Below are 22,224 nucleotides of genomic sequence, written 5' to 3'. Positions count from 1 at the left end.
TTGAATTCTTTATCGAATTATTTTTTAACTTATTGATTTTAAACGTATTTATTTTTCATTTTGATTTCTTCGGTGATTTTTCACGACAACCACCTCTCTGATTTTATATCTTTATCTATCGCAATTTATCTAAAGGTATAAACATGTCGGGCAAGTCCACGGTCGCCATCGGTTTCGTCGGTGCCACCCTCGATCGCGTCGGCAAGGGCGCCAACCGTTGGAGCCACTGGCGCCCGAGCGTGGGCTTGTGCCAGCAGCAGGATGTGCTGATCCACCGTTTGGAACTGATCCATGGCGTCGACGCCCGGGACATCAGCCTCGCCGGGCGCATTGCCGACGACATTCGCCAGGTCTCCCCCGAGACCGAGGTGCGCCTGCACCCCATGGAGCTGAAGAACCCCTGGGACTTCGAGGAGGTGTATGGCGCCCTGCACGACTTCACCAGCGCCTACGCGTTCGACACCGAGCGCGAGGACTACCTGGTGCACATCACCACCGGGACCCACGTGGCGCAGATTTGCTGGTTCCTGTTGACCGAGGCCCGCTTCCTGCCGGCGCGGCTGATCCAGACCTCCCCAGCCCGGCGCCGCGATCCGAGCGAGCACGCCACTGGTACCCATGCACTGATCGACCTCGACCTGTCGCGCTATGACCGCATCGCCTCGCGCTTCGCCCACAAGCGCCTGGAGGGCCTGGCCTTTCTCAAGTCGGGGATCGCCACCCGCAACCTGGCCTTCAACCGCTCCATCGAACAGATCGAGCGAGTGGCGGTACGTTCCAGGGCCCCGATGCTGCTGATCGGCCCCACCGGGGCGGGCAAGTCGTTCCTGGCCCGGCGCATCTATGAACTCAAGCGTGGGCGGCACCAGGTCCAGGGGCGCTTTGTCGAGGTCAACTGCGCCACCCTGCGCGGCGACGGCGCCATGTCGGCACTGTTCGGCCATACCAAGGGCGCCTTCACCGGCGCCCAGAATGCCCGCGACGGCCTGCTGCGAGCGGCCCACGGCGGCATGTTGTTCCTCGACGAGATCGGCGAACTGGGCCTGGACGAACAGGCGATGCTGCTCAAGGCCATCGAGGAAAAACGCTTCTTCCCCATGGGGTCGGACCAGGAGGTGGAGAGCGACTTCCTGATCATCGCCGGCACCCACCGCGACCTGCGCGGCCGGGTCGCCCAGGGCCTGTTCCGCGAAGACCTGTACGCCCGGATCAACCTCTGGACCTTCAATCTGCCGGGGCTGGCGGGGCGCCGTGAAGACATCGAGCCCAACATCGATTTCGAGCTGGAACGCCATGCCCGGGAGCAAGGCCAACTGGTGCGCTTCAACCTCGAGGCCCGGCGGCGCTACCTGGCCTTCGCCAGCTCCAGCGAAGCGGCCTGGCTGGGCAACTTCCGCGAGCTGTCGGCGTCCATCACCCGCATGGCCACCCTGGCCGACAGCGGCCGGATCGACGAGGCCCTGGCCCAGGAAGAGATCCAGCGCCTGCGCCATGCCTGGGGCCTGGAACAGGTCGAGGACGAGGTGCAACTGTTGCTGGGTGCAGATGTGGAACTGGACCTGTTCGACCGCCTGCAACTCAAGGCGGTGATCGCCGAATGCCGGCGCGCCGACAGCCTGTCGGATGCCGGGCGGCGCCTGTTCGGGGTCTCGCGCCTGGGCAAGGCCAATCCCAACGACGCCGATCGCTTGCGCAAGTACCTGGCGCGCTTCGGCCTGGACTGGAAACAGATCACCAGTTGAGCATCGCGTAGCTGCTCATGAATGCCCGCTGAAGGCCCTGTGGGCCTTGGCGCAGCCTCGCAAGCTCGGCAGCGGCTACAAAGGCTGCGCCAGACACCAAGAGTGCCCGCCTCGTGTAGCCGCTGCCACAGGCTGCGCACGGGCGCGCAGCGGCCGCGATGCGGCAGATCAGGCCAGCGCCGGCGCCTGCTGCGGCACGGCGAATACACCGCTGGCCCGTGCCACTTCGCGCTCGCCAACACTCAGCACCACGGTGGCGAAGGCGATCTGCCGCCCGCGCCGGGAATGCTCGAGGCGCACCTCCAGCCACTCCCCCACCTGCACCGCGCCCAGGTAATCGAGGTTCATGCTGGCGGTGATCAGCGGCAATGGCGGCTCGCTGGCGAAGGCCATGGCGTAACCCATGCCGATGTCCGCCAGGGTCGCGATGATGCCGCCATGGACGATGCCGCGACCGTTGGCGTGCCGCGCATCGGCACGCAGGCCCACGCGCAGCCCGCTGCCACTGCCGCAGCCATAGACCGGACCGATCAGCTCCAGCAACGGACTGCTGCGAGGCAAGGGACTGAAACCCTGGGGAACATCCGCTTCACTCATGACAGGCTCCTTGAGCACCAGCGCAGCACCATCGCTGCGTACTGCCACAGATGTAGCGCCAATCCGCGGAGCGGCCTATCAGTATCAATCCCGGAAATTGCCGCAAATAAGTCACAACGCCATCGTGGCCGCCCCAGGAAGGACGGTAAGATGCGCGCCTGCGTTCCCAACGCAGTTTCAAGTACCCAAGGAGCTCCCATGCAACATCAGGACGACCACCCTAACCGCCCTCGCCGCCTGGCTTTTGCCCTGCTGGGCGCGCTGGCACTCAGCGCCTGCTCTCCCAGCGACCAGGGCAGAAGCGCCGTGGCCCTTGGCGGCGCCCAGGGCCAGGCCGGCGCCCAGTTGGCCTACGAACATGAGCTGACCCTGTCGTTGCCCTCGGAGCAGATTGGCCCGCGCCTGGTGCAAACCCGTGAGGCTTGCGAACAGGCGAAGTTCGGCGCGTGCAATATCCTGCGCCTGGAACAAGGCAAATACCGCGCTCAGGTGGTGCTGCGCATCGTCCCTGGCGGCGTCGAGCCCCTGGTCCAGCAGGCCGCCGCAGGCGCCGAGCTGGGCGAGCGCATCACCAGCGCCGAAGACCTGGCCGATGCCGTGGCCGACGTGCAGCGCCAGCAGCAACGGCTCAAGGCCCAGCAGCAGCGGCTGGACGAACTGGCCGCGCGCAAGGACATCAGCGTCGGCGACCTGATCGCCTTGAGCAAGGAACAAGCCGGCATCGAGAATGACCTGCAAGCCCTGGCCCAGACCGCCGCTGGCCAGCAACGGCGGTTGGACACCAACCGCCTGACCCTGAACTTCCAGCCCAGCGACAGCGGCCAGCGCAGTTCCAACCTCAAGCGTGCCTTCAGCAACCTGCTGGACAACCTGGCCGACGGTACCGCTGAGGCCCTGGAGAAAGGCAGCTACGTGCTGCCCTTCGTGATCCTCGCCTTCCCCCTGGCGCTGCTGTGGGTCTGGCTGTGGCGCAAGTTCGTCCGTCGCCGCCAGTAACCTCGCCTAGGCCTGGGCCTGGAGCGCCAGTTGCAAGCGCTCCAGGCCGATGCCGAACCCAGCCCCCTGGCGATAGGCCCCCGCCCCCACCACTTGCTGCTGCGCCCCGAGGCGCCGGCAACGCACCTCGAAACCCTCGCCATCCAGGTAATAGGTCAGGCCACGCTTGACCCCGAGGTTGAGCTCATAGTCCAGCGCCAAGGCATCCAGGAAGCCGGTGCACAACTGCTGCGCCTGCAGCAGTGCCTGGCGTGGGTCGGGCCCAAGGATCTCCAATCCCAGCTGGGTGAATTCACGGTAGCGCCCGGCCTGGGGCTTCTCGTAGCGATAACAGCGGGCAACGTAGAAGAACATTGCCTGGGTCCGTCCCGCCAGCAGCTGGCCAGCGGTTTCCTGGAACAGCGCGGTGGCTTCCGGGATCAGGCAGCACGGGCGTCCGGCCTTGTCGGCGAAGGCCCACATCTGGCCGATGACTTCACTGCCACCGGCCTTCTCGATGAAGGTGTCCTGGCCCCACAAGGCCGGGACTATGACCTCTTCAGCACCCGCTTCGATGAAGCCAGCTCCGGAACCGGCCCTCCAGGATGCGCAGGTTGGCGGCTTGTTCGCCGGTGATCATTCGCGTGCCACGGAGCATGGTCATGGGTAGTTCCTCAGGTTTTTTACAGACAATAAAAAAGGCGCCTTGCAGGGCGCCTTGGTGGTGAATCGAGGGTCAGTGGCGAGGGATGCGCATCACTGACGGCTCGACGCGCATACGCGACCACGGCCCCTGGAATGAGGTCGATGGTGATGGGTGCGATTGCCGAGCCGGAAAAAATTCATGGCGCATCCTGGCATATCGGATGCGCCGATGCCAAGCCTACCGACGCGCCATGCAACGCTGATAGCGCTCGTCCACCCGCTTGGCGAACCAGGCGGTGGTCAGCTGGCGCGTGATCTTCGGGCTCTTGAGCTCGATGCCCGGGAGTATCTGCCGCGGTACGCCCTTGCCCTTGGCCTGGTCGGCCAGGGCGAACACCTTGCGGTACAGCGCGGTTTGCTCGAATTGCGCGCTGTCGCCCTGCTCCAGCTGGTCGCGAATCACCGGGTTGCGCAGCCCCAACTGCTTGCCCAGGGTGCGTACTGCCAGTTCGGTGCTGCCGGGCAGGATCGAGTCGTAGCGGATCAGGTCGCCATCGAGCGCCAGGCGAATCCCGCTGAGCTGGCTGACCGCGGCCTGGAACGCGGCATTGCGGCTGGCGTACCAGCCAGCGTTGAAGTCGGCGAAGCGATACAGCGGCTGCGGATAGCTCACCGGATAACCCAGCAGGTGAGCGATGCCGAAGTACAGGCCACCGCGACGACTGAAGACCTCATGGCGGATCGAGTCCCGTGGTGAATAGGGATAGCCCTGGGCGTGTTTCTCGGCAAAGGCGATGCTGACCTGCATCGGCCCGCCGGTGTGCACCGGGTTGAAACCACCGAACAGGGTCTGCCCCATGGGCACCTGGCCGATGAAGTCATCGAAGATCGCGCTCAGCTCCTTTTCGGTACGGGCCTTGGCCAGGCGCTGGCTGTAGGACTGGCCGTCGCCGGAGCGCACCTGCAACGCGGCGCTGACCAGCATCGCCGGCACATGCACCTTGGCCGCGCGACGATCGACTTCATCCCGGGCAATGCGCCCCAGGCCCGGCACCGCCGGATCGACCTGGAAACCGGACTCCTGCTCGGCCACCGCCAGCACCGCGCACAGGTTGCCTGGACTGGGCTCGAGCCCCTGGGCGCTGAATGCCACCTGGATATCCCGGGCCCAGCCCTGGCGGTCGCTCACCTGGGCGGGCAACAGTCGCAGGATGCGCGCCTGGACCTGCTCGGCAGGTATCTCGGGCGAGCGGGAACCGGGCTGGCTGGCACAACCGGCCAACAACAGCAGGCCCAGGAAACTGCCGACAAGGCGATGTGAAATCATGGTTCTCCAAGGAAAGTCGGGACCCGGTCCCATACAAGTAAAGCAACGAACGCGAGCTTCGACCGAAGAGCTGTAGCGCCGTTCCCCTGCCCCGCTGTGATCGGCTTCGTGTAGCCGCTGCCGCAGGCTGTACCGGCGCGCGGCGACCGCCCATGCCCGACCATTCGTGCACTGAAGGCCCTGCGGGCCTTGGCGCAGCCTCGTAGGCTCGGCAGCGGCTACAGATCCGCTCAAATCGCCGGCAACAAGAACAGGGCCGACTAGAATCCATCTACTGCACACCCCCGCCTGGGTGTATGTTCGACGACTCCCCCGCCTTGCCATGGAGTTCTGCCCGGATGTTGAACCTGGATTTCTTGATCACCAGCCTGATCGTCGTGCTGATCCCCGGCAGCGGCGTGATCCTCACCATTTCCACGGCCCTGGTGGCCGGCAAGCGCGCCAGCCTGTTCACCGCCATCGGCTGCACCGGCGGGATAGTCCCGCACCTGCTGGCCTCGATCCTCGGCCTGTCGGCGATCCTGCACACCAGCGCCCTGGCGTTCCAGGGCCTGAAGTTCGCCGGGGTCGCCTACCTGCTGTACCTGGCCTACGCCACCTGGCGCGATCGCTCGGCCTTCGCCGTCGATAGCAACGCGGTCAGCCAGGGCGCCGGCGCGCTGATGCTCAAGGCCTGCCTGCTGAACATCCTCAACCCCAAGCTGACGATCTTTTTCCTCGCCTTCCTGCCGCAGTTCATCAGCCACGACGGCAGCGACCCGATCCCGCAGATGCTGCTCTTGAGCGGCGTGTTCATGGCCATGACCTTCTTGGTGTTCGTGCTCTACGGCCTGCTGGCCAACCTGTTCCGCACCGCGGTGATCGAGTCGCCCAAGGTCCAGGACTGGCTGCGCCGCAGCTTCGCCGCCAGCTTTGCCGGCCTGGGGCTGAACCTGGCCTTCGCCCAGCGTTGAACCCGTGGCAAGCAGCGCCAGGCCCATGACATTGACTTCCTTGCCGAGGATCCAGACATGAACTGCAGCGACGTACTGATCAGCGGCGCCGGCCCCACCGGCCTGGTCCTGGCGCTCTGGTTGCGCCAGCAAGGGGTCAAGGTGCGGATCATCGACAAGACCCACGGCCCGGGCACCACGTCCCGGGCCCTGGCGGTACAGGCCCGGACCCTGGAGCTGTATCGCCAGCTGGGCCTGACCCAGGCCATCGTCGAGCGTGGCTACCACGTGCCGGCGGTGAACCTCTGGGTCAAGGGCGAGCGGGCCGCGCAGTTGCCGTTCAATGCCATCGGCGGCGACCTGACGCCCTACCCCTTCCTGCAGATCTTCCCCCAGGACGAACACGAGCAACTGCTGATCGAGCGCCTGGCCCTGTTGGGCACCCCGGTCGAGCGCGACACCGAACTGCTGGCCTTCACCGACCACGGCCATCTGGTCAACGCCCGGCTGCGCGGCCCCGACGGCCGCGAAGAACACTGCCAGGCGTTCTACCTGGCCGGTTGCGACGGTGCCCACTCCGTCGTGCGCAAGACCCTGGGCAGCGCCTTCCCCGGTGGCACCTACCAGCAGGTGTTCTACGTCGCCGATGTCGAGGCCGGCGGCCCGAGCCTCGATGGCCAGTTGCATGTGGACCTGGACGATGCCGACTTCCTGGCGGTGTTTCCCCTGGCCCAGAGTGGCCGGGCGCGATTGATCGGCACCGTGCGCGACGAACGTGCCGAGCACCCGGAGCACCTGCGCTTCGAGGATGTCAGCCAGCGCGCCATGCACCAGCTCAAGGTGGAGGTCGGCCAGGTCAACTGGTTCTCCAGCTACCGGGTGCACCACCGGGTGGCCGAGCAATTCCGCTGCGGCCGGGCGTTCCTGCTCGGCGACGCGGCGCACCTGCACAGCCCCGCTGGCGGCCAGGGCATGAACACCGGGATTGGCGACGCGATCAACCTGGCCTGGAAGCTGGCCGCGGTACTCAAGGGCCAGGCCAGTGAGAGCTTGCTGGACAGCTACGGCATCGAGCGCATGGAGTTCGCCCGGCGCCTGGTGGCCACCACCGACCGGGTGTTCAGCTTCGCCACCGCCGATGGGCCGATCGCCCAGCTGGTGCGGACCCGCCTGGCGCCCCTGCTACTGCCGAAGATCGCCGCCGTGGAGCGGGCCCGGGAGTTCCTGTTTCGCACCGTGTCGCAGATCACCCTGAACTACCGCGGCATGCCCCTGAGCGCCGGCGGCGTCGGCCCGGTGCACGGCGGCGATCGCCTGCCCTGGGTCAGGACCGAGGGGCAAGACAATTTCGACAGCCTGGAGTACCTGGGCTGGCAGGTGCATGTGTATGGCGAGGCGAATGAGGATTTGCGCGACTGGTGCCAGGCCCGGGGTGTCCCATTGTCGAGCTTCGACTGGCTGCCGGCCCATGCCGAGGCCGGGCTGGTGCGCAACGCCCTGTACCTGCTGCGCCCCGACACCTACGTCGCGCTGGCGGAGCGTTCGGCCGACCCGCAGGTGCTGGAGCGGTATTTCCGTGAACGGCAAATCCATCCCGTAGCCGGCATCGCGCCGGACCCGGGCACACCCTGGAGCGCCTGAAGAAGACCGACAGGCGCCAGAGGCTGACTCAGATCCCGGCCAGGGCCAGGTCCATGGCGAAGTAGGTGAAGATCAGGTCGGCGCCGGCACGCTTGATCGAGCCCAGGCTCTCGCGTACCACCCGCTGCTCGTCGATCGCCCCGGCCTGGGCACCGAACTTGATCATCGCGTACTCGCCACTGACCTGGTACGCCGCCACCGGCAGGCGCGAGGCTTCGCGGATGTCGCGGATGATGTCCAGGTAGGCGCCCGCCGGCTTGACCATCAGCGAGTCGGCGCCTTCTTGTTCGTCCAGCAACGACTCACGCACCGCTTCGCGGCGGTTCATCGGGTTCATCTGGTAGCTCTTGCGGTCGCCCTTGAGCGCGCTGCCGCCAGCCTCGCGGAACGGGCCGTAGAGCGCCGAGGCGAACTTGGTGGAATAGGCCATGATCGGCGTCTGGGTGAACCCGGCGGCATCCAGGGCCCGACGGATCGCCTGGACCTGGCCGTCCATGGCTGCCGACGGCGCGATCACGTCGGCACCGGCACGGGCGGCGGCCACGGCCTGCTTGCCGAGGTTGATCAGGGTCTGGTCGTTATCCACCTCGTGGCCGTGCATCACGCCGCAATGGCCATGCTCGGTGTACTCGCAGAAGCAGGTATCGGACATCACCACCATCTCCGGCACCGCGTCCTTGGCGATGCGCGACATGCGCGAGACCAAACCGTTTTCCTGCCAGGTATCGCTGCCGTCGCCATCCAGGTGGTGGGACACGCCGAAGGTCATCACCGACTTGATCCCGGCACGGGCATAACGCTCGATCTCGCTGGCGAGCTTGGACTCGGGAATGCGCATCACGCCGGGCATGCTCTTGATCGGCACGAAATCGTCGATTTCCTCCTCGACGAAAATCGGCAGCACCAGGTCGTTGAGGGTGAATTCGGTTTCCTGGAACAGACTGCGCAGCTGTTCGGAACGACGCAGGCGACGAGGACGGGCTTCTGGAAACTGACTGGACATGTTTTTTCCTAAGGCTGGGCGCGGGACAACTAGAGCTATATCGAAAAAAGGCTGAAAGCTTATGCCTGCGGCCGCCCGGGTACAAACCCGGGATGCTCAAGAGAGCCTTGCCGATCAGGTAACAATCGCCGGCAACCCCGGTGTTAAGGCACTCGCCACGAGGGCCGGGCAGCATCCTGCGACGATCTGCCGCAAGCGTGCCAGGGCAGCTCCGGGGCTGGGCTACAGCGTCAGATGTCCATCGATGCAGGTCACCGCGTTGCCACCGATCCACAGCTCGTCCCCCACCTGCTCCACCTCGATGCAACCGGCGCGCCCCATGCTCAGGCCCTGGCTGACCCGATAGCGCGCCGGGGCCAGGCCCGCCCCCAGTAACCACTGGGCAATGCCGGCGTTCAAGCTGCCGGTGGCCGGGTCCTCGGGCATGCCGTCGCCAGCGATGAAGGCCCGGACTTCGAACTGCGCATCGCTCTCCTCGCGCTCAGGGTCGCAAGGGGCGATCACCCCCACCGCCAGGCCGCTCAGCTGCGAATAGTCGGGTTGCAACTCCAGCACCTGCTGGCGCTCGGCGAGCATCACCGCCAGCCAGCCGGCGCCGTTATCGACCCACTGGGCATCGACGATCGCCCATGGCGCCAAGCGCAGGCCCTGGCACACCTGCTCCAACAATTCGGGCGCCACCGGCCCGGAGCGCAGCAGGGGCGGCGCCAGGAACGCCAATTGCTGCCCTTGGCGGCGGATCCGTACCAGGCCCACCGCGCACTCCTGGATGATCTCCTGGCCCTTGGGCACCCCACCGGACTCCAGCCAGGCATGACAGCTGCCCAGGGTCGGGTGGCCGGCGAACGGCAGCTCGTCCAGGGTGGTGAAGATCCGCAGGCGATAGTCGGCACGCGGGTCCCGGGGCTGGAGGATGAAGGTGGTTTCACTGAGGTTGGTCCAGTTGGCGAAGGTCGCCATCTGCTGCTCGTCGAGCCCGTCGGCATCGAACACCACGGCCACCGGGTTGCCCTTCAGGGGCGTGGAACTGAAGACGTCGACCTGCTTGAAACCCAGGGAGTTCATGGGGTGTCCTGTTGTTGTACTTGGGGGACGGCGAGTCTACGCCGCCGCGCCCACCTCGTGTAGCCGCTCCTCCAGGCTGCGCACGGTAGCGCAGGGGCCGCAGGGATCGAGACCTGCTGGAGAATTCTCATGCAAGGCCCCCCAGGCCTTCGCGCAGCCTCGCCCTGGCTCGACAGCGGCTGCAGATCTTTCGCTTCGTCGCTGTCGCAGGCGCGGCTTACTGCACCGGCAGGAAGTTCATCAGCAACAGGCTCTGCGCATAGTTGAGCCCCACCCGCCGATAGCGCTCGTCGAGGATCTGCGTCAGCAGGTCCAGGCGCGCGACGATCTTGCCGAACTCCACGGCGAAACTCAGGTTGCTGCCCTCCTCCGAGATCTCGTTGGAGAACAGCAGCAATACCCCGCTGGCATCCTGGCGCTGGCCCAGCATCCAGGTGGCTTTTTCGATATTGCGCGCGGCATTGCTGATGAATTGCGGGTCCAGGGTGTCGGTCATGTAGAACTCGGTGCGCCCGCCATGGGCGGTCACCAGCATGCTGCCGATGGCGTAGATGAAGGCGCCGACCCGGTCGCCCTGGAACTCCGGGTTCAGGGAGTAGCTCAAGGCTGCCAGGTCCCGGCGATCGCCCAGGGCCGGCAGCGGCTGGCGCTGTTCGATGGCATCGCGGATCGCCCGCTGCGCCGTGGTGCCATCGGGGTACCCGGACTTGCGCCACTGGCTGGGGTTGCGCAGGTAGAGCTTGCCCATCAGCAGGTACAGGCTCTGCAAGTTGTCGCGCATGCCGATGGTGGCCATGCGATCGACGCTGGTCTGGAAGAACTCGTCGGCCTTGCCATTGCGAAACTGGTTGGCGATATCACGCCCCTGCTGCTGGGTGCAGCCAGTGGCGCCCAACATCAGCAGGCCTGCCAATAGCAAGGTGGGAAACGGGGTTTGCATCATGCAAGAAGAAGGAGCGTAGGCCATCGGCACCGGGTCGACATTCACGGGCTGCAGCGGGGATCGGCGCAGCCAGGCCTGCTCATAGAACGCAAAACTGTAAAAAAGTGCGATGGCCGTGGCCGGCCATCGCCAAATCGCCCGCTGTCGGGCGCTAGAGCCGACTGGGTGAAACGATGATCTTGACGTTGTGCTCCTTGTTGTTGACCAATTCCTCGAAGCCCTGGCCGACAATGTCCTCCAGCTGGATGCGCCCGGTCACCAGCGGCGTGATATCCAGGCGACCATCGGCGATGAAGGCGATCACATCGGCGAACTCACCGTTGTAGGCCAGGGCTCCCAGCACCTGCTTCTCGGTGGCCACCAGTTCGAAGAAGTTGAACTCGCTGGGCTCCTCGAAAATGCCCACCAGCACGCACTTGCCGGCCTTGCGCACCAGGTCGATGGCCAGCTTGGCAGTGTGCTTGTTGCCGATGCACTCGAAGCTGACATCGGCCCCCAGGCCACCAGTCAGGCGCTTGACCTCGGCCAGGGCATCGCACTCCTTGGGATCGAGCACCAGGCTGGCGCCCACCTCCAGGGCCTTGGCCTTGCGCGCCCCGGACATTTCCAGGGCAATCACCTGGGCCGCGCCGGCGGCCTTGGCGCACATGATGGTGCACAGGCCGATGGTGCCGGCGCCGACCACCACCACGTTCTGCCCCAGCAGGCTGCCGGCCTTCTTCACCGCGTGCATACCCACCGCCAGCGGTTCGATCAGCGCCCCGGCCTCGGCGGGAAAGTTGGCCGGCAAGGCGTACAACAGGTTGGCCGGCACGTTCACCAGTTCGGCGAAGGCGCCGTTGTTCATCAGCCCGGTGAAGGCCAGGTTCTCGCAGATGTTGTACAGCCCGTGGGTGCAGTAATAACAGGTACCGCAGTGCTGACAGGCGTCCGCCGCCACGGGCTGGCCAACACTGAAGCCCTGGACCCCGGCGCCGAGGGCGACGATCTCGCCACAGAACTCGTGGCCGAGGATGCACTGGCCCTTGATCCCGGTCAGCGGGTGCGGTGCCTGCACCGGAATGAACACGGGACCTGCCACATATTCATGCAGGTCGGAACCGCAAATGCCGCACCAGTCGACGCGGATCTGCACCCAGCCGGCAGGCGGCGCCTCGGGCAGGGGCACGTCTTCGACACGGATATCGTGGCGGCCGTGCCAGACCGCGGCGCGCATGCTGGCAACAGGCTTGAGGGAAACGCTCATCGTGGCTTCTCCTGATTGTCGTAGAGCTGCGACGGCCCCCTGGCCGGCGCAGCGAACCTCAGTGCTGCTGGATGAAGTCGAGGATCAGGCGATTGACCTGCTCCGCGCTTTCCATCTGCACCATGTGCCCCTGCCCCGGCAGCACCTCGACCTGCGCCTTGAGATCGGCGCTGTGGCTCACCGGGATGATCCGGTCGTCGCTGCCCCAGATCACCAGCACCGGCTGCTCGCCGCCCTGCACCACCGAACGCAGGTCGGCCTGCTGGCGACCGTCGGTAAACAGCGTGCCGGCCAGCTGCCCGAGGGCCTGCTGCACCCCCTCCAGGCGCTTGTACTTGAGCATGTCGTCGAGCATCTGCCGGTTCACCAGCTCGGGGTTGGAGAACAGCTGCACCAACTGTGGTTTGAGCGCATTGCGATTGCCCGCCTCGACGAAGCCTTGCAGGTAGTCGCCATTGATCTCATGGCCCAGGCCGGCACTGCCGATCAACGTCAGGGAGCGCACTCGGTGCGGCGCCAGGCGCGCGGTGTCGAGGCACACCGCACCGCCCATGGAATGCCCCACCAGGTGCGCCTGGGCGACGTCCAGGTGATCCAGCAGCGCCAGCAGCACTTCGCTCAGCTCGCCCAGGTCACCCCGCTGCAAGGCCTTGGCCGACTCACCGTGGCCCGGCAGGTCCAGGGCGATCACCCGGCGCCCGGCGGCCAGGGCTTCATGGTTGAACAGCCAGTTGTTGAGGTCGCCGCCAAAACCGTGCACCAGCACCAGCGGCGTGCCGCCTTCCCCGCGCTCGAAATAGCGCAGCAGGCGGCCATCGAGCTCGATCTTCCGCGGCGCCGGACCGCTGTCTTCGGCGGCGCTGTCACCCGGTACGAAGCTGGCCTGGAAACGCTCGATCACCGCGTCGATCTCGGCGTCGCTGGCCTCGCCCTCCACCACGATGCCCAGCAGCGCGCCCACCGCCAGGGTCTGGTCCTGGCGCGCCACCTGGCGGCGCAGGATGCCGGAGAACGGTGCCTCGACACTGCTGGAGATCTTGTCGGTCTCCACGTCCAGCACTTCATCGCCCTTGCTGATGCTCTGGCCTTCCTCCTTGAGCCAGGCATCGACCCGGCCCTCGGTCATCGACAGGCCCCACTTGGGCATGGTCAGGGTATGGATCTGGCTCATCGGCGGCTCCACTCGATCAGGTTCAGCACGGCCTGCTCGATCTTCGCCGCGTCGGGGATGTACAGGTCTTCCAGGGCGTCGGAGAACGGCACCGGGGTGTGGGGGGCGGTGACCATCTCGATCGGCGCCTTGAGGGCGGCGAAGGCTTTTTGCGCCACCAGCGCCGAGATGTCGGTGGCCATGGAGCAACGCGGGTTGGCTTCGTCGATCACCACCAGGCGCCCGGTCTTCTCCACGCTTTCCAGGATGCTGTCCTCATCCAGCGGGCTGGTGGTGCGCAGGTCGATGACCTCGCAATCGATGCCACGCCCGGCCAGGTTGCGGGCCGCGTCCAGCGCGGTGTTCACCGTGCGCCCGTAAGACACCAGGGTCACGTCCTTGCCGTCGCGCAGGAAGTTGGCCTCGCCGAAGGGAATCGCATAGGACTCCTCCGGCACCTCGCCTTGCAGGCTGTAGAGCAGCTTGTGCTCGCAGAAGATCACCGGGTCGTTGTCGCGGATGGCCTGGATCAGCAAGCCCTTGGCGTCGTAGGGCGACGAGGGGCAGACCACCTTCAACCCGGGGATATGGGTCCATAGCGAGGTGAGCATCTGCGAATGCTGGGCCGCGGCGCGCAGGCCGGCGCCGACCATGGTGCGGATCACCAGCGGGGTCTGGGCCTTGCCGCCGAACATGTAGCGAAACTTGGCCGCCTGGTTGAGGATCTGGTCCAGGCAGCAGCCGGCGAAGTCGACGAACATCAGCTCGCACACCGGGCGCACGCCCCGGGTGGCCGCGCCCACGGCGGCGCCGACGTAACCGATTTCCGACAACGGGGTATCCAGCACCCGCCCGGGGAACTGGTGGTAGAGACCCTTGGTGACGCCCAGCACGCCGCCCCAGGCATCGTTGTCGCCGGGGGCGCCGGCCCCGCCGGCCACGTCTTCGCCCATGATGAACACGCTGGGGTCGCGGCGCATTTCCTGGGCCAGGGCTTCGTTGATGGCCTGCTGGTAACTGATTTTTCTCGCCATGATGATGGTCTCTTGTTGTTCTTGGAGATGGCTTTAGAACCTGTTCACGATCTAGCGAGCGACGCTCAGCCATTTTTAACGCCGCATGAGCTAAGCGCAGCAGATCGTGAGCAGGTTCTTAGGAATAGGCGACGTACACGTCGCTGAGCAGATCGGCCGGGCTCGGCTTGGGATCGCTCTTGGCCTTGCGCACCGCGTCTTCGATCAGCGCTTGCACCTGGGCATCGATGCCGTCCAGCTGGCTGGCCTGTACCAGGCCCGAGCGAGTGGTGCGCTGGCGAAACTGCATCAGGCAGTCGTTGTGCTCGCGGTAATGCTTGACCTCGTCCGGGGCGCGGTAGGTCTGGGCATCGCCCTCGAAGTGGCCGTAGTAGCGGGTCAGCTTGACCTCGATCAGCGACGGTCCCTCCCCGGCCCGGGCCCGTTCCACGGCGGCGCCGGCGGCTTCATGCACGGCGAAGAAGTCGAAGCCGTCCACCGTCACCCCGGGCATGCCGAAACCTGCGGCGCGGTCGGCGATATGGTCGCAAGCCACCGACCAGTTCGAAGCCGTGGCCTCGGCATAGCCGTTGTTCTCGGCGATGAACAGGCACGGCAGGTTCCATACCGAGGCCATGTTCATGGCCTCGAACACCGCGCCCTCGTTGGAGCCGCCGTCGCCGAAGAACACCACCGACACGCCGTCGCTGCCTTGCAGCCGGGCCGCCAGGGCCGCGCCCACCACCAGCGGCGCCCCGGCACCGACGATGCCGTTGGCACCGAGCATGCCCTTCTCGAAATCGGCGATGTGCATGGAGCCGCCCTTGCCCTGGCAGACCCCGGTCTTCTTGCCGTAGATCTCGGCCATCATCCCGTAGACGTCCACGCCCTTGGCGATGCAATGACCGTGGCCGCGGTGGTTGGAGGCGATGCAATCGTCATCGCGCAGGTGGGCCATGACCCCGGCGGCCGAGGCTTCCTCGCCGGCGTAGAGGTGGACGAAACCGGGGATCTCGCCCGTGGCGAACTCCACATGCAGGCGCTCTTCGAAAGCGCGGATGGTGCGCATCACCCGGTAGGCGTGCAGCAGCTGGTCAGCGTTCAGGGGTGTCGACATTTTTATTCTCCAGGGGTGTCTTCAGGCTGAAGGTTCATGGGGTGTTGCCGGTGGCTGCGGTCGATGGCCAGCAGGCGCTGGCGCGCTGCGTGTTCCAGGACCGCGTTGACGTCGATGCTCAGCGGGCCGCCGGCATCCAGGGTGACCGTGGGCCGGTCACCGGGGTTGAACTCGATCTCGCGCTCGCCATCCAGGGCCAGGGTGCCGGCGCCCAGGCACAGGGGCTGGGGCTGGCCGGGTTGCAGGTAGCCGGCCTCCAGCACCCCGCAGCCTTGCAACAGCCCCGGGGCCAGGGGCACCAGCAGCGCCTCGGGCGAGCCTGGTGCCAGGCGCATCCAGGCGCCGTGGGGCTGTTGCCGGGTCACCGGCAGCCACAACCCGCAGAGCGCGGAAATGCCGATGGACTGCGGCTCGGCGAAGGTCACGAAAACCTCGGCCAGGTCGCTGGCGCGGCTGATGGCCCGGGCCCCGATGAAGGCCAGGGGCGACACCGCCACGTCCACCAGGGCCACTTCGCACAGGCCGCGGGCCGGCTCGCGCACCAGCAGCCGCTTGTTGCGCCGCAGGGCGATCTCGCCACTCACCCGGCCGCTGGCGTAGAGCCCGCCGGCCAGGCCGGCGCTGGTGGCTTCGCGCAGTTCCGGAAAAGCGTTGTTGGTGCCGGTGGACAGGGTCAGCAGCGGGATATCGCCGACCTCAGCCGCCACCGCCTTGTGGGTGCCGTCGCCACCGAGCACGGCGATCAGCGCCACCTCGCGCTCGGCCATCCACCGTGCAGCCTGGCGGGTGTCCTCGACGCTCTGGCGCAGGGTCAGGTCGAGGAACTCCAGCTCCGGCCAGTGCTGCTCGCGGGCCTGGCGGCTGCGGCTGTTCTTCTGCACCGCGGCGGCCATGCCGGTCATGTCGGTGGGCATCAGCACCCGCTCGATACCCGTGGCGCCGAAGGCCGCCAGCAGGCGCTGGATCACCCAGACCTTGTCGGTACTGGAAAACAGCCCGGCATTGGCGGTCAGGCGGCGCACATCGCGGCCCGAGGCCGGGTTGGCGATGATGCCGACACTCAACGGGCGGCGGCTCATAAGGTCACCACAGGCAGTTCACGGCCAGGACAGTGCATGGCATACCTCGTTCTTGTTCTTGGATGGGCCCGCCGCCGCGGGAAACCTGCGGCGGGTTGCCAAGAGCCAGAGCAAGGCCGGTGCCAGTTGTCGAAAATCTTGCGCAAAAGCCCGCCGCAGAGCGCCTGGCACGCAGGCCTCGGCGCCTTGCCCGGCGGTGCCGGTGAGACGTTGCATGTCAGGTTGCACGGGGCAGAGGCGAGACCTTGAGACGTTGCGTCTCAACCTCGCCGCCGGGCCAGCCGGTGCTTGTCCGCAGGCGCGGATCGGCGCTTAATGCGCCCACAACGATAAGAAGCTGCAACCGGAGGCCTGTCATGCTTTCCGCCCATTCCCGCGCCCATGTCGACTGCGTCAGCCGGGTCTTGAAGAACGCCGCGCACCTGCCCCAGGCGCCGGTGCCGAACCTGATCCTCGACTCCTGGCGCCGCTCCATGGAGCAGCACCACCTGGACCCCGCCTCGCTGCAGGGGCCACGCATCCTCTCCGAAGACCTGCTCAAGCAGTGCCGCGAGCGCTCGGAGCTGTTCCTGCGCATCGCCAGCGAAGAAGTGGCGCGCCTGCATGGCCAGGTGCGCGATGCCGACTACTGCGTGCTGCTCACCGACGCCCAGGGCCGCACCATCGACTACCGGGTCGAGTCCGCCATCCGCAACGATTGCCGCAAGGCCGGCCTGTACCTGGGCACCTGCTGGTCGGAGGGCGAGGAAGGCACCTGCGGCGTGGCCGCGGTGCTCACCAGCGGCGCCGCGGTGACGGTGCACAAGCGCGATCACTTTCGCGCTGCCTTCATCGGCCTGACCTGCTCCGCGGCCCCGGTATTCGACCCCCAGGGTGGGCTGCTGGGGGTGCTGGACGTCTCGGCGGTGCGCTCGCCGGACGATCGCCGTTCCCAGCACCTGATCCGCCAGTTGGTGGTACAGAGCGCGCGGGCGATCGAGCAGGCGTTCTTCATGAGCAGCGCCCAGGGCTACTGGGTCCTGCGGGCCCACGCCAGCCCGGGTTATGTCGACAGCCAGCCGGACTTCCTGCTGGCCTGGGACGACGACGGTTGCCTGCAAGCGCTGAACCCCGCCGCCCGGGCCTACCTGCTGCGCCGCCACGGCCAGTTGCCCCGGCACATCGCCCAGGTGTTCGACACCCAGTTGCTGCAGCGCGCCAGGGACCAGGCGCTGTGGCCCCTGGATGGCGAGCTGCACGGTCGCCTGCAAGCGCCGCGCAGGCCGGCCAGCCGGCCACGGCTGCAACTGGCCGGGCAGGCGCTGGACCCCAGGGTGGAGCAGAGCCTGCGCCTGGCGGTGCGGGTCAAGGATCGCCACCTGCCGGTGCTGGTCCAGGGCGAGACCGGCAGCGGCAAGGAAGTCTTCGCCCGCCAGTTGCACCAGGCCAGCCAGCGCCGCGAGCGGCCGTTCGTGGCGCTGAACTGCGCGGCGATTCCGGAAAACCTGATCGAGAGCGAACTGTTCGGTTATGTCGCTGGGGCCTTCACCGGAGCCTCCAGCAAGGGCATGCAGGGCCTGCTGCAACAGGCCGACGGCGGCACCCTGTTCCTGGACGAGATCGGCGACATGCCCCTGGCCTTGCAGACCCGCCTGCTGCGGGTGCTGGCCGAGGGCGAAGTGGCGCCGCTGGGCGCCGCGCGGCGCCAGGCGGTGGATATCCAGGTGATCTGCGCCACCCACCGCGACCTGGAAGCGCTGGTGGCCGATGGCAGCTTTCGCGAAGACCTGTATTTCCGCCTGGGCGGCGCGCGCTTCCAGCTACCGCCCTTGCGCGAGCGCAGCGACCGCCTGGCGTTGATCACCAAGATCGTCGAGCAAGAGTCCCAGCGTTGCGGCACGCCCCTGCAACTGGGCGACGCGGCCCTGGAGTGCCTGCTGGGCTATCGCTGGCCGGGCAACGTGCGCCAGCTGCGCCACGTGCTGCGCTATGCCTGCGCGGTGTGCGAAGGGCCGGTGATCCAACTGCAGGACCTGCCGGAGCAGTTGCACCGGGCCAGTACCCAGGCAATCGCTACCCAGGCCCCGGCGAGCAGCCCGGAACGCCAGGCGCTGCTGGATGCCCTGGTGCGCCATCGCTGGAAACCCGTGGCCGCCGCCAAGGCCCTGGGCATCTCCCGGGCGACCTTGTACCGCCGCGTCCGCCAGCATGGCATCCAGATGCCGGGACGCAGTTGCCCCTGAGTATCGGCCCGGAGTATTGGGCACATGACGACAAGCGCTCTAGCACGGCGCTTTCACCCTGAAAACGGGTAGTTTCGTCCATTGGTCGCGGATGCTTTTGCCCCGGAAATTACCTATGCTGACGGCTCACAAGGAAGTCCACTTCCCCCCGACAGGCAAGCCAAAGACCCCACTCATTCCTATGCATGATTCTCGACTCTCCCCATCCCCCACGACAGCAAGCGGCAAATCCGGCAGTCCCGCGCGACGGGGGCGCCCGCTCGGCAACCACGAGGAGAAGCGCGCAGAGCTGCTGAAAGCGGTGGTCGCCGTGGTGGCGCAAGAGGGCTACATCGGCACCTCCATGCGCCGCGTCGCCCAATATGCCAACTGCACCACTGGCGCGGTGACCTACTACTTCGCCAACAAGGAAGAGATGCTCGCCGCCGCCGCGCAGGACCTGTTCGACCAGTTCGACGCCGTGCTCGAGCGCGAGGCCGCCAAGCCCCGGGTGGACATCAAGACGATCATTTCCAGCTGGCTGAGCTGGGGCAAGGGCGGCGACACCAACGCCCTGCTCGCCGCCCTCTTCCACCTGCTGACCCACGCCCGCCACGAACAGGCCCTGGCCGATATCTTCCAGCAACGCTATTGCCGCTTCCGCCAGTCCTTCGCCGCGATGTTGACCAAGGGCCAGGCCCAGGGCGATATCCGCGACGATATCGATGCCGAGCTGCTGGCCGACCAGATCTGTGCCATGGGCGATGGCTGGAAGATGGTCCAGCCGGTGGAACCGGAACGCTTTGCCCCGGAGCGCCAGGAAGCGCTGCTCGACGCCGTGGTGGTGCTGGTGGCGCCCTATAGGCCCCGTCCCCAGTAAAGCCCGCGCCAGGCCCCGGCGCCGCTGGCTAGCCCGGCCCTGCGGGCTGGAAACGCGCGCGATAACGGCCGGGGCTCTCGCCGATCCATTTCTTGAAGGCCCGGTGGAAAGCGCTGGGCTCCTGGAATCCGGTCAATTCGGCGATCTCGCCGATGCTGGCCGCCGAGCGGCGCAGCAGGTCCACGGCGACGTTGCGCCGGACCTCGTCCTTGATCTCCTGGTAGGAGCCACCTTCGCGCTCCAGGCGCCGGCGCAGGGTGCTGGGGCTCATCTGCAGTTCACTGGCGAAGGCTTCCAGGGTCGGCCACTGGCTGTAGTGGCTGCCCCGCAGGCGCTGGTGCACCTGGGTGGTGAGGCCATGCTGGTTGCGAAACCGGATCACCAGCCATTGCGGGGCGCTGCGCAGGAATACCTTCAGCGAAGCCAGGTCCTGGACCACCGGCAGACGCAACAGGCGGCTGGCGAACTCGATTTCGGTGCGCCCGGCGTTCCAGGTCAGGTTGCTGCCCCACAGCAGCGCGTCGTCGTCGAGGCTGAGGCGAGCATGGCGAAATTCCGCGCGATCGATGGGAATCCGCCGTCCACCCAACCAGCACAGCAGGCTGATGACCAGCACCAGCAGGGTTTCCTCGGCGTAGTGCGCGCGCAGCGGCTCGGCGCCCTGGCTCTGGAGGCTGATCACCGCACGCTTGCCGCGCACGCTGAGGCTGGCGCGCAGGTCGCGCAGGAACAGGCCGAAGTTGTTCAGGCACTGGCGCAGGGCCTTCTCCAGGTTCGGCTCCTGGATCAGTCCACGACAGATCAGGGCGAAGGCCCCGGGCGGCAAGCCGTGGGAATCGAGCTGGAAGAACTCGTCGTGCAATTCACGGATCTGCATCAGCCACAGGGCCGCGAACGCGCTGCCAGGCACCCGCGCCCGGGGCTGCTCGAGGAGCGCGGGGTCGATGCCGACCTCGGCCAGCAGCGCTGCCAGGCGCGCCGGCCGCGATTGCAGGGCGTGGGTCATGACCCGCAGGTAATAAGCGGCGACCGAATCGGTTTCGCGCATCTGGCAGCTATCCTCCGGCATGGCCGCTGTGGCAAAAAACGCCAGCACGGTTGACCGCTTTCGGCATAGTCCGACCCCTGTGCGGGGCCCTAGACTCGCGCTCGACAATGGGCCGTGCAAGGCATGGCCGCCATGCTCCGCGAAGGCAACGAACAAAGGAAGAGCTGAAGATGAATCTTGCGAACATCGGTGTGATCGGCGCCGGCACCATGGGTAACGGTATCGCCCAGGTCTGCGCCCAGGCGGGCTTTGCCGTGACCCTGCTGGACATCGCCCAGCCCGCCCTGGAAAAGGCCCTGGCCACCATCGGCAAGAACCTCGACCGGCAAGTGGCCAAGGGCGGCCTGAGCGAGGAGCAGAAGCTCGCGACCCTGGAGCGCATCCGCATCAGTACCGACTACGCCACGCTCAAGGATGTCCAGCTGGTGATCGAGGCTGCCACCGAGAACCTCGAGCTCAAGCTCAAGGTGCTGCAGCAGATCGCCGCCCAGGTCGGCCCCGAGTGCGTGATCGCCTCCAACACCTCGTCGCTGTCCATCACCCAGCTGGCGGCCAGCGTCAGCGCCCCGGAGCGCTTCATCGGCCTGCACTTCTTCAACCCGGTGCCGGTCATGGGCCTGATCGAAGTGATCCGTGGCCTGCAGACCAGCGATGCGACCCACGCCCTGGCCATGGACATGGCCCAGCGCCTGGGCAAGACCGCGATCACCGCCGGCAACCGCCCGGGCTTCGTGGTCAACCGCATCCTGGTGCCGATGATCAACGAGGCGATCCTGGTGTTCCAGGAAGGCCTGGCCAGCGCCGAGGATATCGACGCCGGCATGCGCCTGGGCTGCAACCAGCCGATCGGCCCATTGGCCCTGGCCGACCTGATCGGCCTGGACACCCTGCTGGCGATCCTCGAAGCCTTCTACGACGGCTTCAACGACAGCAAGTACCGCCCCGCCCCGCTGCTCAAGGAAATGGTTGCCGCCGGCTACCTGGGCCGCAAGACCGGACGTGGCTTCCATGCCTATGGCTGAACGCTGCTCGCGCTTCGCGCAAAGCCGCGACAAGGCCCTGGAGCTCTTCGCCAGCAAGGGCTTCGGCCAGGTCGGCATGCGCGAGCTGGCCAGCCACCTGGGGCTGACGCCGGGTTCGCTGTATCACCACTACCCGAGCAAGCAGCACCTGTTGCTGGACCTGATCGAGGAGTTCTTCGACGAGCTGCACGGCACCCTCAAGCGCCTGCAGCGGCGCAAGCTCCAGGACGGCTGCCTGGTGGCGCTGATCCGCGCCCACCTGAAACTGCACCGGGAACTGCCCCAGCACTTTCGCCTGGTGGAGCGCGACAGCGGCTGCCTGAACCCCGACCAGCAGTTGCGCGTCGAGCAATTGCGCGCAGGCTACGAACAGCAGTTGCTGCAACTGCTGGGCACGCCGGTCGGGCAAGGGGAAGCCGCGCGCCGGGCCACCGCCCATGCGGTGGCCAACCTGCTCAATACCGCCCCCAGCTGGTTCCAGGAACAGCCCCTGGGCGAGCGCGAGCGCGAAGCCTTGCTGGAGAACCTGCTCAGCGGTGCCATCGAACGCCTGCTGGGCACAGGCCCGAGCCACAGCGCCGTGGCCTGAGGCCAGGCC

The 22,224-nt window shown here is 66.7% G+C and carries 20 protein-coding genes; 8 read left to right on the top strand and 12 right to left on the bottom strand.

Annotated features, from left to right (window positions below; translation table 11 throughout):
- The first annotated feature begins 143 nt into the window (after positions 1-143).
- Complete coding sequence (gene rtcR, locus C4K40_RS11315; RefSeq protein ID WP_053138446.1) at positions 144-1,742, top strand: RNA repair transcriptional activator RtcR; 1,599 nt, start codon at positions 144-146, stop codon at positions 1,740-1,742.
- Positions 1,743-1,910: 168 nt separating this feature from the next.
- Here rtcR and C4K40_RS11310 read toward each other — a convergent pair whose 3' ends face one another.
- Complete coding sequence (locus C4K40_RS11310) at positions 1,911-2,339, bottom strand: PaaI family thioesterase (RefSeq protein ID WP_053138449.1); 429 nt, start codon at positions 2,337-2,339, stop codon at positions 1,911-1,913.
- 198 nt (positions 2,340-2,537) lie between these two features.
- Here C4K40_RS11310 and C4K40_RS11305 point away from each other — a divergent pair, with 198 nt between their 5' ends.
- Positions 2,538-3,335 (top strand): DUF4349 domain-containing protein, encoded by a 798-nt coding sequence (locus C4K40_RS11305; RefSeq protein ID WP_022643597.1) that lies wholly within the window; start codon positions 2,538-2,540, stop codon positions 3,333-3,335.
- A gap of 6 nt (positions 3,336-3,341) precedes the next feature.
- Here C4K40_RS11305 and C4K40_RS11300 read toward each other — a convergent pair whose 3' ends face one another.
- Both C4K40_RS11300 and C4K40_RS11295 read right to left on the bottom strand, forming a co-directional pair.
- A complete protein-coding gene (locus tag C4K40_RS11300) occupies positions 3,342-3,890 on the bottom strand; it encodes an ATP phosphoribosyltransferase regulatory subunit (protein WP_053138453.1) in 549 nt (182 codons plus the stop codon).
- A gap of 307 nt (positions 3,891-4,197) precedes the next feature.
- Positions 4,198-5,286, bottom strand: coding sequence for a DUF1615 domain-containing protein (locus tag C4K40_RS11295; RefSeq protein WP_053138457.1), 1,089 nt, complete (start codon positions 5,284-5,286; stop codon positions 4,198-4,200).
- Positions 5,287-5,624: 338 nt separating this feature from the next.
- Here C4K40_RS11295 and C4K40_RS11290 point away from each other — a divergent pair, with 338 nt between their 5' ends.
- Entirely contained in the window at positions 5,625-6,239 is a 615-nt protein-coding gene (locus C4K40_RS11290; RefSeq protein ID WP_022643594.1) for a LysE family translocator, read from the top strand.
- 57 nt (positions 6,240-6,296) lie between these two features.
- Positions 6,297-7,859, top strand: coding sequence for an FAD-dependent monooxygenase (locus tag C4K40_RS11285; protein WP_053138460.1), 1,563 nt, complete (start codon positions 6,297-6,299; stop codon positions 7,857-7,859).
- 28 nt (positions 7,860-7,887) lie between these two features.
- Here C4K40_RS11285 and hemB read toward each other — a convergent pair whose 3' ends face one another.
- From hemB to C4K40_RS11245, 8 genes are all read right to left on the bottom strand, one after another.
- Positions 7,888-8,862 carry a porphobilinogen synthase gene (gene hemB / locus C4K40_RS11280; protein WP_022643592.1) on the bottom strand — a complete coding sequence of 325 codons (975 nt, stop codon included), beginning with the start codon at positions 8,860-8,862 and terminating at the stop codon, positions 7,888-7,890.
- 222 nt (positions 8,863-9,084) lie between these two features.
- Positions 9,085-9,927, bottom strand: coding sequence for a PhzF family phenazine biosynthesis protein (locus C4K40_RS11275; RefSeq protein ID WP_053138462.1), 843 nt, complete (start codon positions 9,925-9,927; stop codon positions 9,085-9,087).
- 217 nt (positions 9,928-10,144) lie between these two features.
- Positions 10,145-10,870: a hypothetical protein gene (locus tag C4K40_RS11270; protein ID WP_371263533.1), complete on the bottom strand. Its 726-nt coding sequence runs from the start codon at positions 10,868-10,870 to the stop codon at positions 10,145-10,147.
- A gap of 151 nt (positions 10,871-11,021) precedes the next feature.
- Entirely contained in the window at positions 11,022-12,086 is a 1,065-nt protein-coding gene (locus C4K40_RS11265; protein ID WP_225926582.1) for a 2,3-butanediol dehydrogenase, read from the bottom strand.
- Positions 12,087-12,174: 88 nt separating this feature from the next.
- Complete coding sequence (locus tag C4K40_RS11260; RefSeq protein ID WP_053138464.1) at positions 12,175-13,287, bottom strand: acetoin dehydrogenase dihydrolipoyllysine-residue acetyltransferase subunit; 1,113 nt, start codon at positions 13,285-13,287, stop codon at positions 12,175-12,177.
- Complete coding sequence (locus C4K40_RS11255) at positions 13,284-14,300, bottom strand: alpha-ketoacid dehydrogenase subunit beta (RefSeq protein ID WP_022643587.1); 1,017 nt, start codon at positions 14,298-14,300, stop codon at positions 13,284-13,286. Before C4K40_RS11255 ends, C4K40_RS11260 begins: the two co-directional genes overlap by 4 nt.
- Positions 14,301-14,418: 118 nt before the next feature.
- On the bottom strand, positions 14,419-15,396 hold the full coding sequence (locus tag C4K40_RS11250; RefSeq protein ID WP_053138466.1) for a thiamine pyrophosphate-dependent dehydrogenase E1 component subunit alpha: 978 nt from the start codon (positions 15,394-15,396) through the stop codon (positions 14,419-14,421).
- 2 nt (positions 15,397-15,398) lie between these two features.
- A complete protein-coding gene (locus C4K40_RS11245) occupies positions 15,399-16,475 on the bottom strand; it encodes an ATP-NAD kinase family protein (protein ID WP_022643585.1) in 1,077 nt (358 codons plus the stop codon).
- 356 nt (positions 16,476-16,831) lie between these two features.
- On the opposite strand from C4K40_RS11245, the gene C4K40_RS11240 reads away from it, so the two are divergent.
- Both C4K40_RS11240 and C4K40_RS11235 read left to right on the top strand, forming a co-directional pair.
- On the top strand, positions 16,832-18,697 hold the full coding sequence (locus tag C4K40_RS11240) for a sigma-54-dependent Fis family transcriptional regulator (RefSeq protein ID WP_053138468.1): 1,866 nt from the start codon (positions 16,832-16,834) through the stop codon (positions 18,695-18,697).
- Positions 18,698-18,812: 115 nt separating this feature from the next.
- Positions 18,813-19,556 (top strand): TetR/AcrR family transcriptional regulator, encoded by a 744-nt coding sequence (locus C4K40_RS11235; protein WP_372238136.1) that lies wholly within the window; start codon positions 18,813-18,815, stop codon positions 19,554-19,556.
- 28 nt (positions 19,557-19,584) lie between these two features.
- Here the strand turns inward: C4K40_RS11235 and C4K40_RS11230 are convergent, their stop codons facing one another.
- Positions 19,585-20,604, bottom strand: coding sequence for an AraC family transcriptional regulator (locus tag C4K40_RS11230; protein ID WP_053138470.1), 1,020 nt, complete (start codon positions 20,602-20,604; stop codon positions 19,585-19,587).
- 170 nt (positions 20,605-20,774) lie between these two features.
- Between C4K40_RS11230 and C4K40_RS11225 the strand changes: the two genes are divergently transcribed.
- Both C4K40_RS11225 and C4K40_RS11220 read left to right on the top strand, forming a co-directional pair.
- Positions 20,775-21,626 carry a 3-hydroxybutyryl-CoA dehydrogenase gene (locus C4K40_RS11225; protein ID WP_053138472.1) on the top strand — a complete coding sequence of 284 codons (852 nt, stop codon included), beginning with the start codon at positions 20,775-20,777 and terminating at the stop codon, positions 21,624-21,626.
- The gene (locus C4K40_RS11220) at positions 21,619-22,215 is read left to right on the top strand and encodes a TetR/AcrR family transcriptional regulator (RefSeq protein ID WP_053138474.1); all 597 of its coding nucleotides are present in this window, start codon (positions 21,619-21,621) and stop codon (positions 22,213-22,215) included. The genes C4K40_RS11225 and C4K40_RS11220 overlap by 8 nt, the downstream gene beginning before the upstream one ends.
- The last annotated feature ends 9 nt before the right edge of the window (positions 22,216-22,224 follow it).

Source organism: Pseudomonas sp. CMR5c (assembly GCF_003850545.1).
In the GTDB taxonomy this organism is placed as follows: domain Bacteria; phylum Pseudomonadota; class Gammaproteobacteria; order Pseudomonadales; family Pseudomonadaceae; genus Aquipseudomonas; species Aquipseudomonas piscis.
Note: the sequence above shows the minus strand (reverse complement) of the source record. Positions and strands in the feature narration are given on the sequence as shown.